Raw genomic sequence first — 18,534 nt, 5'->3', positions numbered from 1 at the left:
GAACTTTTTAACTGTTGCATCCTGACCGTTGACGGTATGATAAGAAATAATGGGGGATGGGTAGCTGTCTGAAAGTAGGTAGGAGAACTACATGGAAATCACTTCGCTTGATTCATATATGCCATTCATAATAGGACTAGCCGTCTTTATACTGGTAATTGTCTTTATATGTATGTCCTATCATGTTGCTTCTACGGATGAAGCACTGGTTGTTACCGGGCCGTGGAAAAAGAGATTTGTCACTGGAAAATCTGTTTTTATAATTCCATTCATTTGTAAAATTGACCGACTTCCCTTGGGGATCGTAACCACTGACCTAAAAAACGAAAAACCTATTCCAACATCAGATGCCATTTTGATTGATGCGAGCGCAACAGCTAATTTCCGCATTGGGGTTTCACCTGATTCTGATGATACTCGATTACTGGAAATTGCAGCTCAGAACTATCTGAACCAAAGCAAGAATACTATGTTGTCCGATGTGCAGCAGGTTCTTCTTGGTAAAATGCGCGAAGTCATTGGAAAAACAGAGCTTAAGACATTGATGAGTAAGCGTGATGAGTTCCGTGATTCTGTATTTGAATCAGCACGTGGTGACATGGAAGCCTTAGGGCTTGAGCTGGTTACTTTCAATGTTCGTGATTTTACTGATAGCCAGCATGTGATTGAATCAATGGGAGCTTCTATGGCTGCTGAGATTCAGAAGGAAGCCAGCCTTGCACGTATTGAGGCACAGCAATCTGTTGCAGAAAGACAGAACCAATTGGATTTGAAACAGGCTGAGCTGAAAACAACAGCTGATAATGCTAAGGCTCAAGCTGATATGGTGTATGAAATCACTAAAGCAACGAAGACTAAAGAACTCAATATTGCAGAACAAGATGCTGAAATTGCTGCGACGGAAAAGCAAGCTATTGTTGCTCAGCGTCAAGCTGAGGTCAAAGAAGCCGAATTGAATGCGACAGTGAAAAAGCAGGCTGATGCTGACAGGTATGCTATTGAGCAGAAAGCTCAAGCAGACTTATATGCTTCACAGCAGGCTGCCGAGGCAACAAAAGCTAGCGGTAATGCAGAAGCAGAAGTCACTAAAGTAAAGGGTGAATCTGAAGCTGATGTCATCAAAGCTAAAGGTTTGGCTCAGGCAGAGGCAATTGGCGCAAGCGGCAAAGCCTATAATGCTATGGAAAATCCGCTGATTGTCTTGCAGAATTACATTGACAAGCTTCCTGACATGATTAGGGAAGCTGCATCGCCCCTGTCTCAAGTGGACAGCATCACCATGTATGGTGAAGGGAATAGCTCAAAACTTGTGGGAGATGTTACCGGATCGGTTTCTCAATTGACCAAGGGGATTGAATCAGCAACGGGAATCAACCTAGCACAAGTGTTGTCTTCCGCAGTAGCAGGAAGCGCAGCCGGAGCAGCAATGAACCATCATGATTCGCAGAGCAGAGAAGACCCTCCTCAACAGCGCAAGGCAACTAGTAAGAAAAACAACACACAGGACAAGTAACTGTCACATGAATGACCGTGATGCTATATTCTGCCAACTTGCGCGTAAGCTGGCAGAATATAGCATATCCTAGGTTGAATTCAGCAAAACGGGCACGGCAATAAGTATCTTCGTTTGAGACAGTGGTTTCTTGGCAACCGTAAGAAGCTAGCAGACAAAACCCAAAAAACTAGTAAAAGAGTAGAACCAACTTCCAATATGGAGGTAGTCCTTTTATTATTTAAAAGTTGAGTATGGCCGTCTCATGAGCAGATATGCAGGTGAAGGTCATAATTGCTATTTTCACATTATTCTTGCTACACTAACAAGTGCCCACATTTGTATCTGTTATTGATTTCCTAAAAGAATATCATTAACCTCATCAGCAGTTAATTTCGCATATTGTTTACGAATTTTGCCATCTTTCATAAATAAAACTCGATCAGCACGAGCCGCAACAATAGGATCGTGAGTTACCATTAAGCACGACTGAAGATTGTATTTCATGGCACTATCAATAGCGTCCAACGTTTCATTTCTTGCTCGAGGATCAAGATTACCAGTGGGCTCGTCAGCAAACAATACATTAGCCTGTGTCATTAAAGATCTTGAAATCGCGACTCGTTGTTTTTGCCCTCCAGATAATTTAAAAACTGGCTTATTAAGTAGGGACGAATCTAAATTAACTTTGGACATAGCATCCACTACATTGTCTTGCGTGTATACGCCGGAGTTCAACAATGTCGGTAAGGCAATATTTTCGGATACTGTGAGATTTTCAATTAACATATAATCTTGAAAAATGAAAGCAAAATCAGTTCTTCTGATTGCTGCCTTTCGTCTCTCACTTAATTTGGTTAAATCCATGTTGTTGAAGGTAATGTCTCCATTTGTGGGGCTGAGAAGTCCAGCTAACAGTTTGAGGGTAGTTGATTTACCGGAGCCAGAAGCTCCGATCAACACTGTTTTTTCGCCTTTTCTAAGCGTAATATCAAGTGGACCTATATCAGGAGGATTTTTCTTATGTCCATTACTTCGAGTTAAAAAAGAAAATTCAATTCTTTTCGCTGTTAATGTTACTTCCGAGTCGCACATAAAACACTTCCTTTAAATAATACAAGTACTAAGAAGATTTGTTCTGTTATTAAGGGTCTCACTGCTGAACAGGTAGAGTATTATCGTTGTTGACACAGCAACACGATTCTATTGTTACTGTGTTGGTCCCGCCATATGGTAGCTTGAGATTGCAATAATCAGAGTCTGACTCTTTGATTCGACCGTCGACCCACGCATTATTGACACGGTACTCTGCATATACTGGGTTCACCTTGTGCCAGTCCTTTCTGAGCTATATAATTTCATTCTTTTGATAAAGGGCACTGCTGACAAAGTAAGTAACTACGCCTAGCATTAATATCGTTAAGAACAATAAAACAAACTGAGGTACCGGAACAAAATAATGGATACCGTCTGATAAAACACTAGACTCACCTCTTAATGAGATGTTGATTATAGCCACGGAGCTTATCATTGTGAGACCGAAGGATAGCAACAATTCGAATACCACACCGATGACTTGTGTTAGTGCAAAGCGTGCTCTTCCAAAATCTATTAGCCAGGTGCTGTTACTCTCATATTTCCTTTCGCTGAGTATATTAAATATGATAGAAATTGCACCAATTAAACAGATGGCAATTACAGGATAAACGATTGGTGCAGCTTCTTTTACACCATTACCACCTGTTTTTGAAATTACTTTTCCAGATGGTATGTTTTGAATCCATTCATCAACACTCATTACTGTAAAATCGGCACCTGCTTGATTCGCTCCGACAGCACTTTCAGTAAATGCTATATTTTTGTTTCCACTGCTGGATACACCAACAACAAAATAATCTCCCAGTGTACCTGGGAACTTCACTACAGCACGAACGGGGATTTCTGTTAAGACATTGTTAGACGTTGTGCATATGATATCTCCAACTGCAATAGGATTGCCGTTAGCATTGATGGTCGAAGCTGTTGCGATGATACCTTTATCCATCTTCAAATTCCCCTGCGCTACGTATGTCTTAGGTAATATAGCTTCTGGAGAGCCATTAGTTACTGCATATGCATTTTCTGTAGTCATGTACCTTTCAGCATCGGTTTTTTGAGATTCACAAGATGAATTGCTATTTTTAGGAAACGCAGTAGTTGCGCTTAATGACAGAGCGGTTTTATCAATTTGTTTGACATGCTGAAGAAATTGTTCTGTTGAAAGTGATTCACTGTAAGCAACACTCTTTTGCTGCGAAGTTGCATGGCTTATTGATGCTCTGGCATCCGCATCAGTGTAGCCATACATACAATAGACTGCCCCAAGCATCATAGTGGCTATTGTTATGAGCGTATATAACGAAGTTGAAGTTGCAGCTTGCTTATCTCTGAATGCGAGTAGTAGTACAGGATGGTTTTGAGAGTGCTGACATATACAAGTAGATATACTATGTAAAAACGGACCAGCTGTTCTTATTAAAAACCACGCCCATAAAAAGCATATAACTACCCCTAAAAATGGATTAAAACTGTCATAGTTGCGTTTTACGAGCAATACCAATAAACAGGATATAATCAGCAATAACAGAAACGAAAATACATGATTCCGAGACTTGCGAACTGTTTTAATCCCAGTCGTCAGATCAGGTGGAAATGAAATAACACGATAAGCTGAAATGCCAGCTCCAATAACACCAGAAACAACTGCTGCAACAACTGTGAGGGAAAAAGCTACAATCAGAATCCTAAAGTTCATATTGGGGAGACAGATGTCTAAACTTCGATACAAATATTCGAGAGGATTCGTTAACATCACTCCCAGCAAGCTTCCAGCAAGAGCTGAGAGCAATGATAACTTTGCCTGTAGCAACACGCTTGCTATCAACAATTTAATCGGCGACGCACCAACTATCCTTAAACGCATAAGTTGTCCCCATTGTGCAGTGAAAGTATGATCTGCCACAACTTTACATACACAAATAGCGCAGGCTAGGCATATGAACAAAACTCCTGGAGCACTTCCCGTGTCTCCTTGCAAGGCAGGGGTTAACAGAGCTTCAAAGAGCGTGAAAACCAATACCATAGCGGCGGTATTCGCAACAACATTAAGAAATTTAAGATCTTTATCATTTCTCCAAAGCGAGTCAATTACTGTAGTATATTTCAATGAAACTCCAACCGGATTCTTAATTATGCTTCGATTCATTAGGAAAAGAAAATTAGTGTTGCGCTCGCGAACAATGTGCAACACTGCTACCAATCCATTAAGTTAGAAAGAAGACTAATTCCACTGACTGTAGGTTTGCAAAAAAAAATGAAGATCAGTAGCGATTTTCCAAACTAATCCAGTTTGACTTTGAACTAGTAACCCGACTTACCGAGCTGTCTATACTCTGAGGACTGTCTTCTGGGGTGAACCGTTGTAAATCAGGTACAGATCTCATATCGCTACTCCTTTGTCAATTTTAGCTACCGCAAGTCCCCGTTCAATTGTAATTAGGTTAGAAAAATAATGTCAATTTTTAATGCTGGAATTACCATATTTTTTGTTAACTCATCAAAAGTGCGTTATTCCGACATCGGATTGTTTTACAAATGCTCGAAGTGAAATAGTCACTCCATATACAGATTTGCAGAAACGATATATCGGGTGACAGCTAAAGAGAGTGTGTTTCCCTACGGATCCTGTTACTCTCATGCACTTGTAAAATAACGGAACAACTATATAGTTATATGTTAAGACACAGAGGGATTAGATCAGCATGAGAGCAATTTCGCCAGCACAATCAGCTGTGCAGGAGTCTAGGGCGCTGTCAACAATGGCATGCGGTCAGATCGCATCTGCGCTGACGTTTTATACCCCTGTAAGCGCGGTTTTTCTGAATTCTAGAGGATTAAGCTACTCTCAAATTTTTACATTAGAAAGCGTGCTCCTTTTCTCAATAATGATAGTAGAGATACCTTCAGGCGTCATTGCAGATAGGATAGATAGAAGGATACCAATTATTGTAGGATTTGGGCTTAACGCCCTCTCTAATATTATGTATGCCTTGGGGCAGGGATTTGTATGGTATGTGGCATCCTACTCTATAAGCGGCTTCAGTATTGCTTTACTCTCTGGGATATTTGAAGCTTATGTTTATGAATCACTTGGAAAAAGAGCAGATAACCTTGCCACTGGTGTCTTTGGGTTATATGGATCGTTAGAACTCGTGGGAGGTGTACTCGCCTCGTTATGCGGATCATACTTAGCTCATTGTAATATTTCATATCCAGCATATGCGACTGCCTTAGTTTCGGTTATTGGTTTTTTCATTATGTTTAGACTTCCGTCACTACCTGTAAAGAGCCGAAAACTTAAGACAAACAAGAGATCGTTGTTCCGAGATATAAAGAAAGGAGCAGAGCTATTAATAAAAACACCAGTCTTAGCCTTTGTGTCTATAACCTCTAGTGCTTCATTTGTTCTCTTCAATGCCGTATACACTCTCAACCAGCCCCGATATGAGCAAACAAATCTACCAATGGCTTACTGGGGAATTTTATCATCGATGGCTCTTGTTCTAGCCGCAGTATATAGCTATTACTCTGACCGTATAGAGGCACACTTGGGACGTGCTCGAACTCTCTTTTTAGCTTTTCTCATTGGGGCTCTTGGTTTCGCTCTCATGGCTGTTCCTTCTCCAATCGCCGTTGCGACAGGATTCCTGCTTGCTGTAGTAGGGATGAATGGAAGAGGCCCTATAACATCTGCAGTTGCAAATAGTCTCATTCCTTCCGACCAACGTTCCACTGTTCTTAACATTGCCAGTTCAACAGGAAGTCTTATAGGCGTGTTTTGCAATCCCCTGATCGGCTGGGGAGTGGATGTAAATGTATCGATTACAACTGCTGGTATTGCTGGAGTCCTCGTACTCATTGCGTTTATGTGGCTGCCTATTGCGAATAGATATATGGAGTAGCCAGCTACGAATCGGATTTCGAGGAATACTCGCTATCCATATCTCAAGATACTGCTATCTCAACCATGCAAAGATGCAAGGTGAGATAAGAAAAAGGAATTAATATAAATACTAGCTTCCAGTTTATCGTTCTTTAAGAGAACTAAGCATTTGGAATTGCTGACGCCATCAAAATCTACAAAACGAAGACAAATATACAAAAAGCATTAATTCGCAGATATGCAAGATCGTATTACAGCTTCCGCTTGATGAACGACTGCTTAACTTAAAGTGATATAACCTTTGTAAGTATCTAGTGGTCGAGAAGACTACAGTAGTAGACTGTAGTAATCGGCGATTAGAAGCTCGGTTAATTTACCTTTACTCGAATCTGAATAAACAGTATTGACCTTATCTCCGTATGAGTCTGACGCTAGTATAATCTGAAACAGATACACTAACTGCCAAGGAACGCCGGTTAAGGGGAAGCTATGATTCGTGAAGTGGACCGCTATGGCTCTTTAACTAGAACCTCACCATTTTATTGTGATGGTTATCAGATTAATCAAGATAAGCATCAACCAGCCTGCAGGGAAGAAGAACAGATTCCTCCAACATGGGGATTGACGCATTCTGTCACCTGGTCACTTGCTTTTTTATTATGCGAAGGCGCTATCAACAAAAGCTACTATATTCCGAAGGTTTGAAGGAAAAAGATGAGAGTGCTAGCAACATGTTCTAACGTGAGCAAATCGATTGACGAGCGGTTAGTGATTGATTCAGTTTCTTTTGAAATACCGGAAGGCAGCACGTTTGCTCTTCTCGGTCCTAATGGGGCTGGGAAAACCACTACCATCAGACTGTTGACCGGCTTGTTGACTCCCGATGAGGGAGAGATTAGTTTGTTTGACAGTAAGATCAACTCCGAGAATGCATCAACGTTGCGTTCAAACATCGGTGTACAGAACGATGGCAATTTGTATGAAGAGCTTACTATTGAGGAGAATTTGAGCATATGGGGCAAGCTCTATGGTCTGGAAGGGTCAGTCATAGGGAAGCGAATTGGTGAACTACTGAACTTGTTTGACTTGGAGGATAGGAAAAAATCAAAAGTTTCCCAGCTCAGTAAAGGCATGAGACAAAAAGTCATGGTCGCCAGAGCAATTATCCATCATCCACGATTGCTTATTCTTGATGAACCAACTACTGGTCTGGATCCGCAGAGCTCAGAGACTTTGATGAATTATCTTAAGGTGTTGACTGAGGAAGAAAAAATGACGGTTCTTTTTTCGACCCATATCTTGGAAGGCTTAGAAACACTTGCATCTCACATAGGAATTCTCAACAAAGGCAAGATGCTGGCAACTGGTGAGATTCCTGATTTGTTGAAGCAGAGATGGCCTGACGACCAGTACAGCATATCAAGCAACAATGAGCAAAGGGTTTATGAAATCTGCAGCCAGTACGGTGTATGTGAGTATGACACTATTCATAATGATACAAGGGTAGTCGTCAAAGCGGAGACTATGGATATGCCTGATCTAATAAATGTTCTGGTGAAGGAAGGTATAGAGATCGATGCGGCTGAAAAAGTGCAGCGAACAATCAAGGACTATTATTTCGATACTTTGGTAGGAAAATCCGATGAGCATTAAGAAAGTTAAAGCACTAATAGCCAAAGAGTTACTGGTTCAGTCAAAAGATTCAGCGACCCTGTCAACCGTGATACTTATACCGCTGCTTTTCGGAATCATGATTCCTATACTCCTTATTTGTTTGGGGACAGATAACCCATTAGTCAAAAGCTTAGGCGGCATGCAATTGATTCTTAACGCAGCTTCCTCTAATGCCGCTGTGTCTAGTGTGAATGCTGGCAGTGAGGTTTTATATATGATCCTCATGTATTTTTTCATTCCAGTGTTCATGCTGTTGCCCACAATGATTTCTAACGTTACTGCTGCAGCGAGTTTTGTGGGCGAAAGGGAACAGAAGACCATTGAAGGTTTGCTTTACACGCCATTGAACAGGCAAGAACTTTTGCTCGGGAAAATAGTTGCTTCATTTGCCCCAGCCACTGTCATTACTTGGTTCTCAGTAATAGTATATGGCATTATTTTGGATACTTTGGGCTACCGTATTTTTGGTAGGGTTATTTTCCCCAACTCTTCTTGGGTATTGCTGAGTGTCATTGTGATGCCATTGGTGTCATTTTTATCGACACTGCTCGTTGTAGCAGTGTCGCAACGTATGAAATCAACAAAGTCGGCACAATCTGTATCTCTTGTAATCCTGGTCCCGATCATCGGGGTTATCGTTTCCCAGGCGAGTAGTTCAATTTCTCTCGGTATAGGAATGATAGCAATTATGGGGGCAGTAATTCTCATTATTGATATTGTGCTCTTCTACTTCATCTCACATCACTTTAAGAGTGAAACACTTCTTATAAGCAAGTAACGTACATTAAGGAAGGTATCCGATGGAATCGGTAGCTATACTGAACCCGAAACTACGGGTTAATGGAAAGATGAGTAAGAATCCGAAAGCAGTAAACGCATGTTGTGTTCCAAAGTTGTAACTCAGCAGGAACAACAATGATTTATTGGGCAATAGAAGCATGCCAGATAATGCCAGTTAATCATCCGATTGCGGGCAACATGATGCTGTGTCTAAAGTGCTGCATATTAATCAGCGATTGCGCTATCAATATAGCTTGACCTTTCTCATATAGTGAGACAATAGCCAAGTGATTTTGCTAAGAAGCGATTATAATCACATGTATCTTCTCAAAAGGACACATACCTATCCATAGAGTCCGGTATTTCCTCCTACTGCTTTTAAAAAGTAGATCTGTTGTGTCACTAGCACAGTAATGACAATTTGTAGTAGCTGTGGTGTGCCATCGTACTCCACTATGTAGTGATAGAGGAGTTTCTACTGTGGGTATTTTTGATAAAATTGCACGAATTTGCTGGGCTGTCAACGCAGAAAGCCAGTCGAAAACAGGTAAGCTTCTTTACGGCTTGCTGTTCAGAGTATTCGCCGTTATTGATAGGGGCTTTGGGGGGCTTGGCCACTATTTCGATCGTTTATACAGCTAAGAAAACAATCGAATAGCGAGGATAGGGTATCTGATGTACGCGTTTGAATATTTCGACAATATCGAAAGTGTGCCGGAAGCTTTTTTCGATATGGACCAAAGTTCTATCTCCTCACTGTATAAAACGCGCACATGGCTGCGTGTTTCTCAATGGCGGCTTGGTGACCAATCATACTATATAGGCATTCGGGAACGAGGAAATCCAATAGCTCTTGCGCCTATGGTGACATTCAGACAGCCAAGTGACTACTCAACAACTGATCCACATCTTGTAGCATCGAAGATACTGAAACGGGATATTACAGGAACAGTAAACTATTGCGCAACCTTGTTTGGGGTTGGGCAACCAATTCTTCATTCATCAGTCAACTTGGAATGGGATGCACTATTAAGAGTAATTAGAACTGCAGCATGGAAAAGAACTGGATCTCACATAACTGTTGTTGGATGGTTCACTAGCTTTGACGCTATCGGCGATCTGTCTCAGCAGACGATGTATGGAATGTTGATTGCACCGGAGAATAGTCTCTCAATTTTAGATTTGAGAGACTTCCAAACATTTGACGATTTCTTATCCAGTGTGCCAAGTAAAGTCCGCGTATCTTATCGACATGATATGAAAGTTGCAGCTCAAGCCAATATCACTTTCAGAGATGTTCCCGGTATTGAGTTAAACCCTTCAGAGCTCGGTGTGCTGGCAACCAATGTTATGGAAAAGTATGGCAATCATGTGCCACCTCAGCGCATTGAAAGTTTTATCCGAAAAATGTCCCAAGCTACTGACATAGATTCTGGGGCTGTTATGGCCTTTTATGAAGGGAAAGTGATTGGATTTACTCTATATCTACAGGTCGGATCGACTTTATATGCTCACACCTACGGGCGTTCATATGAAAAAGACGTCCCCAACCCCTATTTCGGCCTAGGATATACCACTCTGATTACGACTGCGCTGGAGCATGGAGCATCGTATCTTAATTATGGATCTGGAGCTGGAGATACCAAGAAAGCTAGGGGAATAGCGACCGTACCAGCCTATGCAATGGTAGCTGATTATTTCTAAGATAAAAAGCAATAACCTGTTTTCAATTTATATTGGACAGCTTTTATCTCCAACTGTCGAGTTTGCTTCAATCCCTTTTCTATCGTTTATATTAACCAAGAATGGGATGACAACTCATCAAGCAGGTACAGTGGTGACAGTTAGGTCATTACTTAACTTGGTCGGGATCCTAGTCGGAGGAAGACTATTACCTAAGTTAAATGCCAAGCATATGGTTATAACGTGTGCCTTTATAAACGCGGGGACATATTTTATAGCAACTATCCCTATTCCGTTAGTTGTAGCTCTCTCACTATCTGTAAACGGTCTTACTCTAGGTTTGTATTACAGTTTCGAAAGCGAGCTGATTCTGAATTCTTGCAGCAAAACAGAACAAGCGCACGTCTACTCAATAATTAGAACGTTGATAAATATTGGAGGAGCAGTTGGTCCTCTTGTTGCCTCAGTTTTTTCAAACTTCTATGGGACAATATTTTTTGCACTGTTAGGTGTTGTATCGCTTATCTATCCTTTGACTTTACTAACAACGTATAAAGTGCAAAATGAAGTTCGAGATATCCAAGACATCAAAGATCGAGAATCCACTAAAAATGTTGCAACTGGTAATGGGGTAGAGAAAAGCTTTAAAGCTTTCTTCGCTCTCCTGATAGCTCTTACTATTGGAACTGTCTCTATTTCAGCATACAGTTCTGTTGTTCCTATGCTGGTGAACGAGAGGGGAGGTACTCCGTTCTCGTATACCGTTGGTGTGTGGATTAACACACTTGGAGTTGTTTTTGTCAAATCCCGTTGCAATCACTATTAGATAAGATTGGCCCTAAGAAATCGACATTAGCGGGACTTGTTATTATTTTCTTCAGCATGTTTCCAATGTCACTCGTTACACACCTTTTCTGGTTTTATTTCGGTACTGTTATATTCACCATTGGTGAGCTATTTTTCTCTCTTAATGCAAGCCTATTGCTTCTAGACTACGCTGAGGGAAAGCATGCAGGGGAATATCTGTCTCTCAGCAAGCTTAGGACATATTTTGCAAGCCCTGTCGCTTCGGCAATAGGGATTCTTTCAGTAGTAAGATATGGTTCGCTTGGATACTCTTTGACATTTTCAAGTTTCGTACTAGCCAGCATCTTATTGCTGCTCGTGATATCGAAACATAACAAGATCATTGCAAAATACTAACTACGTTGCATTTCCAAAAGCTTGACGGTAAGACCCCTTAGTGAAATCTGCAAACAAGACAGACTCAGTAAATCATTGAATGATATCTATGTAGATATCATTCCCGGTTGAACGGCCAGTACGTGAGAAGGGGAATCCGAAAAGCAAACTGATGAATAAATAATGAATACTGTTTACAGAAAACGGTATGCTTCCGGAACTACTTACTCCATAGAGAAGTGAAGGTTGCTTTTTCGATAGTTTAAGCATGGATCGTGTCCCATTGCAAACACGTTATCGTGGCGTACTTGTCCCCAGCCAAAAGTTATCGTATGGTCTTGCTATGGAGGTTTGTTATTGTTTTAAGCGTGCCTATTTTTATGTAAAAACCATGTCTTACGTTGATATACGCAAGACCTCGTTCCGCTTGTGTTATATGGATTTGAGCAGATTTTAGAATAGTCATTACATTACGTTGTTAGACAAACAACTACTTAATCATGTCCTCTGAATGTCCCCTAGGAGATTTTAAGAACGAAAGATCATTCTCGTTTTTAGTCATTATTTCTCACTCTAATCCTGTTAATCCTGACGAATGATACACAGTAAGTATATTCTTGACATTTAAGGGCTTGAGACAAAGGGATTAATGTTTTTCCTGTAATAGAGGAAGTGGAGTGCAATGGATCAGAATAGGAAATCGGCGTCTTTTGAAAAACTTCGATTGTTATGCGCAGAGGAGGGTTTCCTTGATGCATATCTAATGCTGGTGATGCGTCACACTGTTATTCAATCGAATGTAGAAGACTCTGATTCTTATAAAAAGAGTCTAGAAACATTTAAAACAGTAGAGAAGCTAAATGAACCTGAATTACTCTTGCTGTTGCATCTTCTTTGTGAGAACGCACTTGATGCTCAAGTGCGTATTGCGGACGAGAAGGCAGAAGAGCTAGCTGATAGGGCGGAACAGATTCTAAATGAGATCCATGAAGAGTATGGACAACAAATGATGCAATCAATGGCAGAAATGATTCAACCTGTTCTTCGTGGAGAGCAGCAGAAACAAGAGTTTCTAAAACCGGTTGATTTGGAAGAAATATCACTTTACCCGGAAGAAGTCGCATACTCTTTCCAATATCCAATCTTCGCAAAGATGAGATATAAAAAGGACAATAAATGGATGCGCGATAATCTGGGATTTACCATTGAAGAAATGGAAGAGGTTGTTTCCTGTATTACGGCAAGTATCCCCTTGTCAATAACTATGTGTGCCAATTCCGACGTTTATCTGCTCAATGCATTTGATATTTCCGATGCTACAAAGTTGTTGTCCTACGGAAGTTCACTTGATATCGAAACCATTAATCGTGTTGTGGATTTCTTTACTTGTGACCCACTTCCACTTCCGACTATAAAGCAATTTGCGTCTTTCAATTGCCTTTCTGCCAAGCCTATTGTGCTGATTGGCAAGAAGAAGTATCTTTTCTTGCCTAACGCTTTACGTAAAGCTTTATATGAGTCACCTTTTTATACGATGCTCAACGACTCTGCATATAAAGCACAGGCGGCTAGTCACCGGGGAGATTTTACTGAGACATTCGTATATGAACGATTCGTTTCCCTTCTAGGCGAGGAGAATGTTTATCGTAATGTAAATTTATGGAATGGGAAAAATCGGTCGAGTGAAATCGATGTCATGGGTATGGTCGCGGATAGAGCGATTATTGTTCAGTGCAAATCAAAACGAATGACGCAAAAAGCTCAGCAGGGTGATCAATTAGCAGCGAGAGAAGATTTTAAAAAAGCGGTAGGTGATGCTTACGAACAAAATCTTCAGTGCGCCTTGGATTTATGCAATCCTTCTATAACCGTTAAAAATGAAGAGGGCTCAAAGCTAAATATTCAGCGTGATTTTAATTTAATATATCCAATATGTGTTGTGTCGGATCAGTACCCTTCTCTTGCTATTCAAAGTCAAGAATATCTGGATTCGAACGTTGAATGTAGCCCCTCTCCAGACAACACGACAGATCAAATAATTACTGATGTGTTTTTTATAGATATTCTTATTGAGATGTTGCAATCACCGCTATTACTTATAGATTATATCGATAAAAGGTGCCTGTACGGAAAACAGATGTTGGCGCAGAGTGAAATTAATGCACTTGGCCTTTATCTGGCAGATGAGTTTGGTCAGTTTGAAAATTGTGACCACATTGTAGTCGATGGAGATAACAGCTTGGATATCGATGCTGCTATGACGGCTAGAAGAAGCCTTCCTTTCCTTAAGCAGCAAACAGTTCCTCCTGGAATTTTGACTCGTATTGCGGGATGCAAAGGTGCGTTTAATGTTTTACTAGAAAAGTTCAGTTATCCCTCGGATTCGGTGGAACTAGCTTTTGGGAGAGAGCTGCTTATATTCCAGGATGCATTGATTGATCAGGTTAATGGAATGGTCGATACTGTGAGAGAACAATGTGAGAAAACTGGTGATGTTCATAGTGTGTCATTTTCTTACGGGGAAGACTATGGTATGTCTTTTCTTCTTCAAGGTCGGAGTGCAACAATACGACGTGGCATCATGATGGCAAATGCAATTGCTCAAAATGATAGACAACGAGGCGGTAATTGGTTTGTCCTACTCTTGAATGCTGAAGATCTAAGCGTTTTAAAGCTGGAACATATCGTTGCATGAGATCAGCTGATTAAATGGTCGGCTGAGTTTACCAAAGTGGTACTCGTCCGCCATTCATTGCAGTTCGCGGATTTTATTCGGAGTGCAATAGGGAAGATAGCGACTATGAGATCGGCTAAAGAGTTCATTGATACCCGAGTAGAAGCATCCAACCGCTTCCTTAGTATCCCTAGTTTGCCAGCGGCATAGAACTCGGTGAGGGTGTCAAGGTCCGTGAGGGTGGTTGTCAGGTAGATGCGGAAGGTGTTTTTGGTGAAAAGTCGTTCATGTTGGAGACGGGGGGTCGTGGGGGGGGGGGGCTAGGAGGACCGAGAGATACTTAGGCGTCGGTCTGGGAGTGGGTCAGGAAGGTCTTGGTTTTGTCATAGAGGGTTTGAGTGGGGGTGTGATAGGTGAAGTGGGTATCAACGAAGTGCTCGCGTCCATTCAGGAGGGAATCCTCTATCGGGTCGCGTAGATCTTAGAGGTTCTGATAGTAAAAGGTAGAAGGTGGTTCGGTTATAGCCTGACAGGTCGGTGTCCTGCTTGATGATGGTGTACTCCTCAACTAAAGCCAGGGGGGGGGCTCACTAGTCGGATCCATCCCATCCCTCTTGGCCTGGCCCAGCTTCGCTACCGCCTTTTCCATGTGGACCGTGTCGTTGCGCTGCCGGGCTTTACTGCGCGCTGCTTTGCGTCCCGAATAATCCAGCCACTGTTAGCTGGTGCCCAACGCTCCTGGGCCTCGTGGCACTACTGGACTTTTTCGCTGGTGGTTGTCAGGGGTTGTCCCTTTCGGTGGTGTGCCCTCGGCGACGTCGATAAGCCAACCCACATTGCCGATGGCTGCTTCGAGGAGACGGATCTTGTTCTCCATACGCGAGCGCTGCTCCCTGAGTTCTTGCAAGGCCTTGGGTGTAGAGGAATCAAGCAGACTCTTGATCAGCTGGGTGGTCAACCCCATCTCCCGGTAGAACAGCACTCGCTCCAGGCGCGCGATGCACTCCTGCGTGTACTGCAGGCAAGCCCGAGAGGTCGCGCATGAGGGTGAGCAGGCCGGCCGCCTCACAATGGCGCAGCATCCGCCCGTTGACCCTATCAGCTCAGCCACCTCGCCGATATTGAACCACAGCTGGCAGCAGTCACTTTCATAGTCGTTATCTCGCGTCATACCTTGCCCCTAGACCATGCCATCATGGCAGGGTCAAATCCAACCCGACTGGGCTATCCAGACTCAAGTGAGGTCGCAGCTGGCGCCCGTGGGACCTAGGGTGGGGTCAGCCCAGGCTCGTTGATTCGTAGGCCCAATACAAGCAAAACGCGATGAGCAACAGGGGCTTTCTTGTTCAAAACTTATGTTGCTAGTTCATGAATGTCCCGGTAATACAGGGACCGGTAATACAGGGACCGGTAAAAGCCGCTGCCGCCTATACCGTCTTCAAATAGCATGCACACACTAGGGAAGCATTTTCTTACCCCTAGGAGACTCATAACAACCAGCAGGGGCAAGAACAGGCCTCCCAAGCAGATGGGTCTGCCCGAAAAGTTGAAAACTGCCTATATAGGCAATGTGACCTGATGCAACAGCTCTGTGGCTGCGAGGACTCCTCTTTACGAGGGTGGCGGTACAGTCCTCTCTTATCGCTTGTTGAGGGGCAGCACCAGTTGCCAATTCTTAGTGCCTTTGACAGATCCATGTTGTTGCGCCATTTATTGCTCATCATGTTTGTCTGTATCAGGAGCGGCAGTGTTGCAAGCCAAGCGATACCCGGGGTCGCCGAAAATTGCTGACAGGTATAGCTCACAATCTTCCTTACTGAGCAAAACCGTATCGTCATTAGTGGAGGATTGATTCAACAACCATTGGATCTCCTGACTGTATTGCTTAGTCATGGAAGAGATGTCTGGCGACGGGCTTCTCTGCGGCCACTTATCTGCGGTGATCACCTTTCGCAGCTGTGGACCGGCTAGGGAGAGCAAGGGGATATAGTGCGCTACCTTGGAATCAGGGTAGCAAATTTCACTCCAGTCGTTCACGGATTCATACCGGATCAGCGCATGGTACAGATGCTCACGATGTTCTTCGAGCAAACGCTCTGACTCGTAATGGGAACCGGCGACCTCTGTGGAAAGGGTATAGTTGTCGGATTCGATCAGACGTTGGTAGAGCAAGACATCGTCCCTCTTCAGCTTTCTTTTTTGAGAGCTGAGGAAGAATCGAGATAAGCGAAGATGCCAGAGCGCCACCTCGCACAACCCAGTAAACGCGAGAAGGGCTATGACAATCCGCGCCCCTTCATCACTGAAAGATAGGCAAGCCAAAGAAAAACTGACTGTGTAGAATGCGAACAGCCAAAAGCCGATGATGAAATAATCATGGAAGCGATGCGGTGCTGTCGTGTCACCGGTTTTGTCTGTGTTGAAGTGCCAAACGGTGTCGACGTTCAATCGAACCAGACATGCAAGAACGTTGCCGATGAGAGTACAGATAACCATGAATGCCATTGTCGGTCCAACGGCAACATCGACATATAAGGCAGACAGCAACACAATCAAGCCATAAACTATGAGCAAGCATACACCTGTGCAAGTAATAATGCAGCTGAAGATCGAGATGTGCGGATGTGATTGCACTGCCGCGGTCAGCCAATTGTTTTTGTTTTGCCTTGCTTCAAGCTCCGAGTACTCCCTAAGGAGTCCGTTTCTTGTGTTTTCAAGGTCTTCCACCTTTTGGTAAAAGTATGGGTGATTGCGGCCATAACTCATTACGAAAGAAAGGAATAAGATGCCACAGATTATCAGGAGTATGCCAAAGAGGGGATCATTCGTGAGCACTATGTCTGGTGACAGGTACCCCATTGACAGTGCTTCCACGCATGCGCTGTAGACCAGAAGACTATCGAGTTTGGTTGAGATGTATCGTTCTCTGGCGCTTTTATTCTCATGGAATATGGTTACCAGCACGATGGTAAGGATGAATGTCCATGCTGCCAAGAGGAAAGCTGCCGAGTCAGCAAAAGACTTGTCCCCAACCACAAACCCCAGCGATGACGTGCGTAGTCGTTCTTGCAGATCCAACGGTTCAAGCGTGGTCTGGAGCCATAGCATTGTGAGGGCATAGCGAAGTGCGCAAGCTGCAAGGAGTAATACCGTCAGGTAAACCGTAAGCTGCACAAACGTATGGTTGTATTCCTCGGACAAACTGCTGGAACGGTGGAACAGGGGTTGTATCGTTGCTTTTGTTGCTTTTGTTGCTTGCTTTTGCGGCGCTTTAGCCGTGTCGTCCATGCTCAACACTTTCCCTCCCCACTATACAGAATCTTCACATCAAAAGTATACGCAGTAATTGTGCAATACCGCTTGAGACTCAAGCGATGAGGTGGTGGTGGCTGGCCGTGTCGCCAAGGTAGGTAGAAGGTGCCGATCAGGAGGCAGTCTGCGGTGAGTCCTAGGGTGGAGGGCCAGCCCAGGCTCGTTGGTTCGTAGGACCAGGCCCAGAGAGAGATAGGCCTTAGGCGTGGACCCAGGGCGTCGGTTACGCGGTGATCAGACTCAGGACGAAGCCGATGCCTTGGACCGCCCAGGCGAGGCAGTCGCCCCAGCGGGCAGCCAGCCAATAGTTCAGGGTCAGCACAATTTAGGCGCGCATCGGGACAAGGAACATGGTCCGGACGATCACCGGGCCGTCGATTTGGGCAAGGAGAAGGAACATGGTCCCAAGACTAGGCCAGGAGGCGGGTTAGGGTAAGGGGAAGCACATGCCTTGTTTGTGGGCTGACGTGCTGCGCAGGGCATCAGCCTGGGCACCCCCCAGGGCAGCGGCACCCACAGGATTAGGTATGTCAGGGTCATCATTCTGGTATTCAACGTGTTTTGCCGTCGAACGCTACCTGATCCGGAAGCGGACGAACGCCGGATTGAAGGCTTGTTCGTGAAGGGTGTGGTTGGCGGACGGAGACCCAAACTGACTAAGAATGATGCGGCTATGTTCAGCAGCTGTAACAACTCCGAGAACGTGACTGTGCAGGAGCTTGCTAATCGTTTTAGGTCTCCCAAGGAAGGGTATAT

15 protein-coding genes are annotated in these 18,534 nt (G+C 43.5%); 10 read left to right on the top strand and 5 right to left on the bottom strand.

Translation table 11 applies throughout. The features are described from left to right. The first annotated feature begins 91 nt into the window (after positions 1-91). Positions 92-1,513 (top strand): flotillin family protein, encoded by a 1,422-nt coding sequence (locus tag BOCO_RS00320; protein ID WP_094722128.1) that lies wholly within the window; start codon positions 92-94, stop codon positions 1,511-1,513. A gap of 327 nt (positions 1,514-1,840) precedes the next feature. Here BOCO_RS00320 and BOCO_RS00315 read toward each other — a convergent pair whose 3' ends face one another. From BOCO_RS00315 to BOCO_RS07580, 3 genes are all read right to left on the bottom strand, one after another. After that, positions 1,841-2,587: an ABC transporter ATP-binding protein gene (locus BOCO_RS00315; protein ID WP_094722127.1), complete on the bottom strand. Its 747-nt coding sequence runs from the start codon at positions 2,585-2,587 to the stop codon at positions 1,841-1,843. A 253-nt stretch (positions 2,588-2,840) separates the two neighbouring features. After that, entirely contained in the window at positions 2,841-4,697 is a 1,857-nt protein-coding gene (locus BOCO_RS00310) for a hypothetical protein (protein WP_094722126.1), read from the bottom strand. A 154-nt stretch (positions 4,698-4,851) separates the two neighbouring features. Continuing rightward, a complete protein-coding gene (locus BOCO_RS07580) occupies positions 4,852-4,974 on the bottom strand; it encodes a hypothetical protein (RefSeq protein ID WP_275542060.1) in 123 nt (40 codons plus the stop codon). Between the two features lie 318 nt (positions 4,975-5,292). Between BOCO_RS07580 and BOCO_RS00305 the strand changes: the two genes are divergently transcribed. From BOCO_RS00305 to BOCO_RS00270, 8 genes are all read left to right on the top strand, one after another. Then, positions 5,293-6,492, top strand: a complete 1,200-nt coding sequence (locus BOCO_RS00305) for an MFS transporter (RefSeq protein ID WP_094722125.1) — start codon at positions 5,293-5,295, stop codon at positions 6,490-6,492. A gap of 470 nt (positions 6,493-6,962) precedes the next feature. Beyond that, entirely contained in the window at positions 6,963-7,178 is a 216-nt protein-coding gene (locus BOCO_RS00300) for a hypothetical protein (RefSeq protein WP_094722124.1), read from the top strand. Between the two features lie 9 nt (positions 7,179-7,187). Further along, positions 7,188-8,126: an ABC transporter ATP-binding protein gene (locus BOCO_RS00295; RefSeq protein WP_094722123.1), complete on the top strand. Its 939-nt coding sequence runs from the start codon at positions 7,188-7,190 to the stop codon at positions 8,124-8,126. After that, positions 8,116-8,925, top strand: a complete 810-nt coding sequence (locus BOCO_RS00290; protein WP_094722122.1) for an ABC transporter permease subunit — start codon at positions 8,116-8,118, stop codon at positions 8,923-8,925. Before BOCO_RS00295 ends, BOCO_RS00290 begins: the two co-directional genes overlap by 11 nt. A 482-nt stretch (positions 8,926-9,407) precedes the next feature. After that, on the top strand, positions 9,408-9,569 hold the full coding sequence (locus BOCO_RS07435) for a hypothetical protein (protein ID WP_158520379.1): 162 nt from the start codon (positions 9,408-9,410) through the stop codon (positions 9,567-9,569). A gap of 33 nt (positions 9,570-9,602) precedes the next feature. After that, on the top strand, positions 9,603-10,631 hold the full coding sequence (locus BOCO_RS00285; RefSeq protein ID WP_094722121.1) for a peptidogalycan biosysnthesis protein: 1,029 nt from the start codon (positions 9,603-9,605) through the stop codon (positions 10,629-10,631). Next, positions 10,618-11,436, top strand: coding sequence for an MFS transporter (locus BOCO_RS00280; protein WP_094722120.1), 819 nt, complete (start codon positions 10,618-10,620; stop codon positions 11,434-11,436). Before BOCO_RS00285 ends, BOCO_RS00280 begins: the two co-directional genes overlap by 14 nt. A gap of 1,038 nt (positions 11,437-12,474) precedes the next feature. Further along, entirely contained in the window at positions 12,475-14,487 is a 2,013-nt protein-coding gene (locus tag BOCO_RS00270; RefSeq protein ID WP_094722118.1) for a hypothetical protein, read from the top strand. Between the two features lie 697 nt (positions 14,488-15,184). Here BOCO_RS00270 and BOCO_RS07350 read toward each other — a convergent pair. Both BOCO_RS07350 and BOCO_RS00260 read right to left on the bottom strand, forming a co-directional pair. Next, positions 15,185-15,424, bottom strand: a complete 240-nt coding sequence (locus tag BOCO_RS07350; protein ID WP_158520378.1) for a hypothetical protein — start codon at positions 15,422-15,424, stop codon at positions 15,185-15,187. Positions 15,425-16,176: 752 nt separating this feature from the next. Continuing rightward, entirely contained in the window at positions 16,177-17,754 is a 1,578-nt protein-coding gene (locus BOCO_RS00260; protein ID WP_094722116.1) for a hypothetical protein, read from the bottom strand. Positions 17,755-17,983: 229 nt separating this feature from the next. Here BOCO_RS00260 and BOCO_RS00255 point away from each other — a divergent pair, with 229 nt between their 5' ends. Then, positions 17,984-18,214, top strand: coding sequence for a hypothetical protein (locus tag BOCO_RS00255; protein WP_094722115.1), 231 nt, complete (start codon positions 17,984-17,986; stop codon positions 18,212-18,214). Positions 18,215-18,534: the final 320 nt, after the last annotated feature.

It is taken from the genome of Bombiscardovia coagulans (genome assembly GCF_002259585.1).
In the GTDB taxonomy this organism is placed as follows: Bacteria; Actinomycetota; Actinomycetes; order Actinomycetales; family Bifidobacteriaceae; genus Bombiscardovia; species Bombiscardovia coagulans.
This window is presented reverse-complemented; position numbering and strand designations above follow the sequence as displayed.